This is a genomic window from Pseudomonas sp. 65/3-MNA-CIBAN-0223 (assembly GCF_040310425.1).
GTDB classification, from domain to species: Bacteria; Pseudomonadota; Gammaproteobacteria; order Pseudomonadales; family Pseudomonadaceae; genus Aquipseudomonas; species Aquipseudomonas gregormendelii.
On record NZ_JBEOPV010000022.1, the window covers coordinates 83,311 to 92,248 of the forward strand.

Annotated in this window: 6 protein-coding genes and 1 pseudogene; all 7 read left to right on the forward strand. The window is 45.2% G+C overall.

Annotated elements, in window-relative coordinates; genetic code table 11:
- The first annotated feature begins 53 nt into the window (after positions 1–53).
- A complete protein-coding gene (locus AAEZ09_RS23050; RefSeq protein WP_350600888.1) occupies positions 54–1,079 on the forward strand; it encodes a glycosyltransferase family protein in 1,026 nt (341 codons plus the stop codon).
- Positions 1,076–3,253 (forward strand): bi-domain-containing oxidoreductase, encoded by a 2,178-nt coding sequence (locus AAEZ09_RS23055; RefSeq protein ID WP_350600889.1) that lies wholly within the window; start codon positions 1,076–1,078, stop codon positions 3,251–3,253. Before AAEZ09_RS23050 ends, AAEZ09_RS23055 begins: the two co-directional genes overlap by 4 nt.
- 35 nt (positions 3,254–3,288) lie before the next feature.
- Entirely contained in the window at positions 3,289–4,470 is a 1,182-nt protein-coding gene (locus tag AAEZ09_RS23060; RefSeq protein WP_350600891.1) for a hypothetical protein, read from the forward strand.
- A 31-nt stretch (positions 4,471–4,501) separates the two neighbouring features.
- Entirely contained in the window at positions 4,502–5,197 is a 696-nt protein-coding gene (locus AAEZ09_RS23065; protein ID WP_350600892.1) for a WecB/TagA/CpsF family glycosyltransferase, read from the forward strand.
- A gap of 655 nt (positions 5,198–5,852) precedes the next feature.
- Complete coding sequence (locus AAEZ09_RS23070; protein WP_350600893.1) at positions 5,853–7,742, forward strand: acyltransferase family protein; 1,890 nt, start codon at positions 5,853–5,855, stop codon at positions 7,740–7,742.
- A gap of 74 nt (positions 7,743–7,816) precedes the next feature.
- Positions 7,817–8,161, forward strand: coding sequence for an IS66 family transposase (locus tag AAEZ09_RS23075; RefSeq protein ID WP_350600894.1), 345 nt, complete (start codon positions 7,817–7,819; stop codon positions 8,159–8,161).
- A gap of 109 nt (positions 8,162–8,270) precedes the next feature.
- Positions 8,271–8,549: pseudogene (locus AAEZ09_RS29565) on the forward strand (transposase domain-containing protein); the annotation flags it as partial.
- Between the last annotated feature and the right edge of the window lie 389 nt (positions 8,550–8,938).

The window sequence follows — 8,938 nt, forward strand, 5'->3', positions numbered from 1 at the left end:
TCAAATAATATTTTCATTACTCACTAATGTAAAACACTCTGGTTGCTATCAACATGTTAAACGTACTCATTTGCGGCCCCTACCCCGCGCCGATTGGTGGAATCTCAATTCACATTCAACGATTAGCACAACTTGCGAACAATCTAGGTATCAAAACTAGTATTTGTGATGAATCGGCAACCATAAAACCTGATACATTCAACATTAGAAGTTTAAATATTATTAAATATATAAAGTTAATTTACAGCGCAGACATTGTACACATACATTCGTCTGTTGGTATTCTAAGACTTTGCCACCTACTATTTGCATTCATAATGAAGAAACCGATTGTAGTTACCATCCACTCTTGGAGACATGGAGAATTTTCAAGTTTTGTCTGGACGAAGTTACTATCCACTCTTAGCACACATATTATACTTGTAAACAGGGAGATTAGTGAACGCTTGCAAATCCCCGCTAAAATTATTCAATATTTTCCTGCGTTTATACCACCGCTTGATGCAGGATATGAACTGCCTGTCGAAATTGAATATTTTATCGAGACTGCGAGATTACAGGGTAAAAAAATAGTTTCATCCAATGCATACAGAATCATGGAATACCATGGTCAAGAACTATATGGTCTTGACCTGTGCATTGAAGCATTTTCCTCTTCGATACTTTCGGACAAGGCGGTATTGATTTTTTCGATTTCAGACCCTTCTTTCAATCGCGAAAAAATTGAACAATACAAAAAATTCATTAGCGACCGCCAATTAGGAAATACTATTTATCTACAAATAGGGGCAATCGATTATTACAATCTATTGAAGCTCTCCGACTTATCTATAAGAGCAACCAATACAGATGGCGACGCAATTTCTGTAAGAGAGTCGCTTTTTCTGAACAAGCCATGCATTGCCTCCGACTGTATAAAAAGGCCAGAGGGCACTTATCTGTTCGAAAACAGATCCGCGACCTCCCTTGCCAAGGTAATTAAAAAAGCACTTAGAGCCGCTGATGAAATTAATGCTAGTACAGAATCACTGCAAAAAATAGAAAACTTCTATCAAAATCTTTATGCAGGCAACCGATGAAACAAGTTACCCAAACTCTACGCACAGGGGTTGTCGAAATTAATGAAGTTCCTGTTCCGACCCTCTCAGATAAGTTCGTGTTGGTGCGCAATACGACTTCAGTGATAAGTGCTGGCACCGAAAAAACCAAAATTGATATGGGAAAAAAGAGCCTACTTCAGAAGGCAAAAGCCCGGCCTGATTTAGTAAAACAAGTAATTGGAAAAATCCGTACTGAAGGTCTCAGAAAAACTCTACAAACCGTCAACTCAAGATTGGATTCTCCTTCGCCGCTTGGTTATAGTTGTGCTGGCACTGTGGTGGCAGCCGGCGGTTTAGTCGAGGGAGTTCAACCAGGAGATAGAGTGGCTTGCGGCGGTGCAGATTACGCTAACCATGCCGAATTCGTAGCTATCCCCAAGAACCTCATCGTAAAAATTCCAGACAATGTTTCAGACGAGGAAGCAGCATTCACAACTGTTGGTTCTATCGCCTTGCAAGGTGTTCGTTTAGCGGAGCCACTTCTGGGAGAAACTTTTTTGGTAGTGGGCTTAGGCCTACTTGGCCAAATAGCTGTTCAGTTGCTGAAGGCAAATGGTTGCAGCGTGATTGGCACCGACCTTGACCCAGCACTAATGGCCCGAGCTGAAGCTTATGGTGCAGTGGCTGTAACTCCGGGTAACGATGTAACGAGTATTTGTCATGCGCTAACCGCAGGACATGGCGTGGATGGCGTATTGGTATGTGCAGGAACCTCTAGTAATGCAGTCATTGAAATGTGCGGCGCAGTTACTCGTGAAAAAGGTCGCGTGATAGTTGTCGGCGCAGTGCGTATGGATATTCCGCGCGAAGATTATTTCAGGAAGGAAATCAGCGTCGTGATCTCTCGCTCTTATGGCCCTGGGCGATACGATCCATTCTACGAGGAAAGCGGTAACGATTATCCGTATGGTTACGTGCGTTTTACCGAACGACGTAATATGGAAACCTTCCTTACGCTTGTTTCTCAAGGCCGTATTGACATCAAGGGGCTCATCACTCATCGCTTTTCCGTAGATGAAGCAGCCTTGGCTTACCGGTTGATCGAGGGGAATAAAACTGAGCCTTACTTGGGAATACTGCTGCAGTATAATTCTACGGTACTTAATCAGAACGAATCATCCCGAATCAGTGTAAAATCCGAAATTGTCAGCCGAGACAAAATCAAACTGTCATTCTATGGCGCTGGTAACTACGCCACGGCGAGTCTTTTACCACTACTACAATCTAGCAATCAGGTAGTGCTTGGCGGATTGGTCACAGCAAGTGGACGATCCGCTCAAGGCGTGGCCAAACAATTTGGCTTCAACTTCTGCGCTGGTAGCTATCAGGAGCTATTACAAGGTGACACAGATGCTATCGTTGTCACTACTCGTCATGACACTCATGGCACGGCAGTACACGACGCACTGAGAGCCGGCAAGCATGTATATGTAGAAAAACCACTAGCCCTTTCTGTAGAGGAGCTCACTGAAATCCATTCGGCTTATACCAAGACGGGCAAATGCCAATTGATGGTCGGATTCAATCGACGGTTCGCACCTGCCACCCGACGGGTTGTCGAGCACTTTGCCGGAGTGAAAAGCCCGCGGGTTGTAAATATTCGAATCAACGCAGGCCAAATTCTTAGTAACCATTGGATCCAAGACCCGCAGATAGGGGGTGGACGAATGATTGGTGAGGGTTGCCATTTCATCGATCTGGCTTGCGCACTTGTTGAAAGTAACGTCAAAACTATTTACGCGGTTGGCACAAGCAAAGCTGAAAAATCTGCACTGCTGAACGATAATCTCTGCCTGTCATTGACTTTTGACAATGGCAGCGTTGCAAACATTACCTATACCGCAGACGGGTCCAAAGCGATGGCTAAGGAGTATGTCGAGGTTTTCGGCGGTGGCCGCAGTGCACAAATTGACGATTTTAAAGAGATCACGCTGTTCAGTGGTGATAGTGGTGTCAAGAAGCACAAGTTAGGTGTCCAGGATAAGGGGCAGAAGCAAATGATTATCGCCTGGTTGCAAGGTCTTAAAACCGGTACACCTTGCGTCGAGTACAATAGCCTCATGACTACAAGCCTAGCAACATTGATGGCAGTGGAGTCGCTGGCACTTGGAGTGTGCTTGGCAGTGGACACCACCATTTTGACCGTTTTTTAACATGGATCAGGGACAGAAATGTTCCTTTAGTATAAATGGCCGACTTGATTGCTTTGAACTCGAAACTTCTCGACTCTATCCGGAAGGATCAATTCGCAGGTTATGACCCTTTCGACTCGTTAAATAGCACGTTGCTAAAGGCAACTCCCCTTTACCGCAGTGAATGGGTGCGCCTCGCGTGGTTGCAGCTTGGTAAGCGTTCGCCGATCAATTTGCGCCCATTAATGCGGGTGCCGAAACAGCGCAATCCGAAAGGTGTGGGCTTGTTCATCTCTGGCCTGTTACAGGACTATTACCGCTCCGGTTCCGCGGAATATCTGCAACAGGCGAGTGAACTAGCCGATTGGCTGCTTACTCAGCGCAGTAATTCCGCACAGTGGCAGCATAGTTGCTGGGGATATCATTTCGATTGGCAGGCACGTGCTTTTTACGTTCCGGCGGGTAAGCCAAATATCATTACAACATGCTATGTGGCTCGAGCTCTATACGAATTAGGAACGGTTACAGCAGATCATCGTTTCATTGATATTGCATTGGATGCAGCACGCTTCATCTCTAAAGAGCTCTATACCGAAGCCAGTGGCCGCAGTTTTTATGCCTACATTCCCGGCGAACAGGCCTTTGTACACAACGCTAGTTTATGGGGTGCTGCTTGGTGCGCGTTTGCCGGAAAACAGCTCGCTGAGGACAATCTTATAGATCAAGCATTTCGGGTCGCGCGGCAATCCGTAACCGAGCAAGCGGCTGATGGATCATGGGTTTATGGCGCTCGTCACCATCATCAGTTCATCGATGGTTTTCACACCGGCTACAACCTCGAAGCTCTGTGCTTGTTACGGGACGCAACGGCCACTACCGAATTCGATGAAAGTATTCGGAGAGGTTATGCATATTATGTGAATACCTTTTTTACCGACGATGGCACTGCCCAGTATTACAACAATGGCGTTTTTCCTATAGACATGCACAGTTTCGCCCAAGCAGTGTTTACGCTGCTCAAGGTAGGTGGCACCGCCAAAGATATGCAGCTTTGCGACAAGGTTGTGCAGCGCGCACTTGACCTGATGTATCTACCAGAAAAAGGCCAATTTGTTTATCAGCAGACACGCTGGCTAACAAATCGCATAAATTACACGCGTTGGACCCAAGCCTGGGCGTATTACTCGCTGGCTTTCTACAACCGTTATCGTGCAGAGGTAAGTAATGCAAAGGATTGAAGTCTTGGGCTGCCCAATGGATGTGGCCAGCATGAGCGAGACCGTGGAGACAATACGGAGCGCCGTTGCCGATCGCCGATTCACTCAGCACGTAGTAGTTAATGTCGCAAAGCTGGTGCATATGCGTAATGACCCCCAGCTTAGAGATTCAGTGCATTCTTGTGACATTATCAACATCGACGGCATGGGAGTTGTTCTGGGAGCTCGCTTTTTGGGCTATTCTGTACCTGAACGTGTGGCGGGTGTAGATTTATTCCACGAACTTTTGGCCATGAGTACCAACAACAGTTTTCCTATTTTTCTCCTCGGTGCGTATGAGGATGTGCTTGCATCAGCTGTGCAAAAAGTTCAAGCACAAAATCCTGGATTGCAAATTGCGGGTTATCACCATGGATATTTCTGGGATGACGAAGCGGCTATGGTTGAAACTATTCGCGCCTCTGGGGCTCGACTGCTATTTGTAGCGATAACCTCCCCCAAGAAAGAGAATTTTATCAATCGCTGGCGGGACCAACTGGGTGTTGACTTCGTAATGGGGGTCGGGGGTACATTCGATGTGGTTGCCGGTAAGGTCAAACGTGCCCCTAAGTGGATGCAGCAGGGGGGATTGGAATGGTTGTATCGCGTGATACAGGAGCCAAAGCGTATGTGGAAGCGCTATCTCAAAACAAACTGCGTATTTGCGGGCTTGTTGATAAAAAATAAGCTGAATCAGCTTTTTAAATAGCTGCTCAGTACAATCTGGACTTAAGAGTTATAGGAATTCATTATTTGATAGTCAGTTTCATTGCATGAATTACACATCCCAAACTGATTGATGTTGCTCTGCTCCCGATTTTCATAGAAGTCCATACCTTGTTAAGTAAGCGCTCCATAACGCCCACCTGCATCAAGATGGATTGTACGTTCAGCTTGGCGACACCGGAGGGCAGTCCAAGGCAACAGCGCATCTAAATTCTTAACCAAGTTCTTCAGTGGAACCCGTGCTCATACGTAACACAGCTATGCATCGGGGACTTGGTCGTTGGGACTCTATAACTGGAGCATTGGCCATCACTGCTTTAGGTGTGTAGGTAAACAACCAGTTCCTTCTTTCGATCAAAAAAGTCAGGGGCCTACGCGCGGCGACATAGTTGTTGCTCGGTAATGCCCTTCCTCGACATAGCTTCAGCTAATCGTCAGATATGCCAAATCCTTCGCTAAGGCGTTCTGAGACGTGCAACTGATCTCACCTTCAGCGTCGTTGCGGGCCTTGAAGCTGATTCGATTCCATATGGCTTATTAACCTAGTTTAGCGCGATGTCGGCGCGACCCGCCGGAGCCTTGGTCTGCGCTTTTGTAAATCTACAGTGCTATAGCTTCGTGAACTCATTGAGAACCCCATGATGACGTTTAGAAAAGATATAAATGGGCTAAGAGCCATAGCCGTAATTGCAGTTGTTTTATTTCATTTTAATGCAGACTGGATGCCCGGCGGCTTTGCTGGGGTTGATGTATTTTTTGTTATTTCCGGATTCTTAATGACCGGAATAATATTTAAAGGGATAGAGCTTAAAAGTTTTTCAATTCTTAGGTTTTATGTAGATCGCGGAAACAGAATTATTCCCCCGCTAGCATTCGTCTGCATCAGCTTATTGATTTTTGGATGGTTTTATCTCACGCCAGTAGATTATAGAGCACTGGGCAAGCATGTTTTTAGCAGCATGGGGTTTGTATCTAATTTAATTTATTTAAAAGAGTCTGGATATTTTGATGCAGCCTCTCATAGCAAATGGCTTTTGCATACTTGGTCGCTATCCGCTGAATGGCAATTCTATATTATCTATCCGTTAGCACTTGTCGCAATGCGGAAGTTTATGTCTATAAACGCGATGAAAAAAATTATTCTATTTGGCACAATTGCAGGGTTTATTTTTTGCGTAATAGCTACTATCAAATGGCCTAAAGCCGCATACTACCTGCTGCCTACCAGAGCGTGGGAGATGATGATTGGCGGTGTTGCATACCTGTACCCTTTAGCGATCAAGGAGGAAAGGAAGAAATACCTAGAATGGCTGGGATTAGCGTTTATTGCTTCTTCTTATTCACTCATCCGTAGCGAGAGCCCTTGGCCAGGCTATCTGGCGTTACTGCCAGTTTTTGGATCATTCCTTATAATCCAAGCTCGACGTAGTGATAGCTTTTTTACGAGTAACGCTGTATTTCAAAAAATAGGTACTTGGTCTTACTCAATTTATCTATGGCATTGGCCCCTCGTTGTTGCCATTTACTATTTTTCTTTGGCTAGCATTTATATCTATATGGGCTTAGCCTTATCAGTACTGCTCGGATTTTTTAGCAACAAATATATCGAAAAAATTAAGTTCTACAATCACCCCATTAACTTGGTTAGCATTTTAAAATACAAACCTGCATACGTAGCACTTATAGTAAGCGCAACGGGTATTGTTGTATTTCAGAACAATGGCTTCTTCAACAGATATAATAATATAGATAATATTCAAACCTTGGAATCCAATAGATATTCGGCAGAATCATATTACAGAAAAAACCTGATGAACTCATTTAGCAACAATGGCGAATCATTTGCGAAGACATTTTTAGTCACCCTTGATGGGCAAACGCAAACAAAATCAACAGTATTGAACTACCTCAATACTAAGCTTGGGGAAAGTAGCTACTTAGTAATAGGCGATAGTCATGGTAGAGACTTTTTCCACGCGCTGAGATTATCCTACCCCAACATTAACTTCGCTATGATACACCAGAGCTCTTGCGTACCTGCCACTTATGGAAAATGTTTTAGCATCCTAAACGACATCCGAAATGACTACATAGTGGGAAACAAGAACCTAAAAGGTATAATATTCGCCTCGCTATACGAAAACGATATAGGATTAAGGACACTCATAGAAGATATTAACAAAAAAATATATGGCAACATCCCTATCTTTGTAGTCAGTGCGGGACCGAGACTCGACAAATCAGTTACCGAACTTGCAATCGCAGAATCAAAGGTAAAAGACAATTATGAACTGTCCTCAACCAACGACAAGGCGATTGAAATAAACAAAATACTGTCAAACATTAAAGATGTTATTTTTTTTGATAAATACTCGATATTTTGCTTGGAAGGCAATTGCAAATTGAATTCTGGATTGAATCCATATATATGGGACACCGGCCACCTATCTCTGCTAGGAATTGAAAAGATCTCCGAATCAATTAGTGCAATTAACTTTCTTAAGGAAGATTTAACTCGCTTACCGTAAGTGTAAAGAGTCACACGTCAAAAGACGTCTAGTATTGTTTCCACCTGGAAACCAGCGGCCAGTCATGGATGTGGTTGAAAACCGGTGACCGCCAAATTCGTTACGACTACTCCAAAAGCCGAGCGCAAAACGTCTCAACGCCCTTGCTTGATGGTTACCATGGCTACGACATGACTGACGATTACGCCGGTTATAAGATGCCGAGCGCACGATCAGGGCGGGCGTTTAGTAACGCTATGCCGATGTACGCCGTAAGTTCTTGGAAGCAAACAAAGTCTGCCCATAGTCAAGACACGGCACGGCACGGCACGGCACGGCACGGCGACATTACGCTCAATCTGATCAAAAAGCTTTATGGAATCGAATGTGACTTCCAGGCCAGCGACGATGCTGAACCTAGAATCGGTCGCTATGAATAACGCGTACCGATCCTTGCTCAGTTAAAAAGCCGAATGGAAAATACGCAGCCATGCCTCACGCCTCAAAAAACCTTGGGTAAGGCCATCGGCTATCTGGCGAGTAACTGAAAAACTTGAAAGATATGTCGAGAAAAGCTATTCGCCGATTGACAACAATACCGCCGAAAGCGAACAGGCTTTTTGTGATTGGAGAAAGGAACTGGTTGTCCAGCGACACACCTAAAGAAGCGGCGGCCCGCGCTCAGCTTTGCAGCCTAGTCGAAACAGCCAAAGCCTACGGTCAAGAGCCCTATGCGGGGCTGCGACACGCGTTACAATTGTTTCCACTCACAAGCTCGTTGAAGATTATAAAGCGCTATTGCCGTGGAGCTGCTCTCCGGGCTTGCCTAGTCCAACGCGCCGCCCCATCTTGATCCTCGTAGGGGTTTATGGAGCGCTTGAAATGCTCCGGATTGAGCACTGCGTCGTTTATCTCTGTTCGAGTAGCGCTGCGAGGCCTTGGATGGATTTTCGGAAATCGACGGGCCTGGATTAGAGATAGACTTTTCGACAGTGCGTCGGGACGAAGCATAAGGCGCTGGCTACGGAATGGAATGAGGAGCACAGCATCGAGTTCAAATGGCGACTTTGAATCATCGGTTAATGGAGCGCTCACGAGTCACAAAAAATATAGGCGTCAAATCGCTTAACCACATGCCGTTAGGGAAGGTCTGAAGTACCCACCGATTTTTCATGCCCTCGTTACTTGAGGTTCAAAAAAACATGCGTCGGTCGAAA

Bases quoted from the DNA above. Each gene is read 5' to 3' on its own strand.
- AAEZ09_RS23050 (WP_350600888.1), top strand. From the start codon at position 54: ATGTTAAACGTACTCATTTGCGGCCCCTACCCCGCGCCGATTGGTGGA.
- AAEZ09_RS23055 (WP_350600889.1), top strand. From the start codon at position 1,076: ATGAAACAAGTTACCCAAACTCTACGCACAGGGGTTGTCGAAATTAAT.
- AAEZ09_RS23060 (WP_350600891.1), top strand. From the start codon at position 3,289: ATGGCCGACTTGATTGCTTTGAACTCGAAACTTCTCGACTCTATCCGG.
- AAEZ09_RS23065 (WP_350600892.1), top strand. From the start codon at position 4,502: ATGAGCGAGACCGTGGAGACAATACGGAGCGCCGTTGCCGATCGCCGA.
- AAEZ09_RS23070 (WP_350600893.1), top strand. From the start codon at position 5,853: ATGATGACGTTTAGAAAAGATATAAATGGGCTAAGAGCCATAGCCGTA.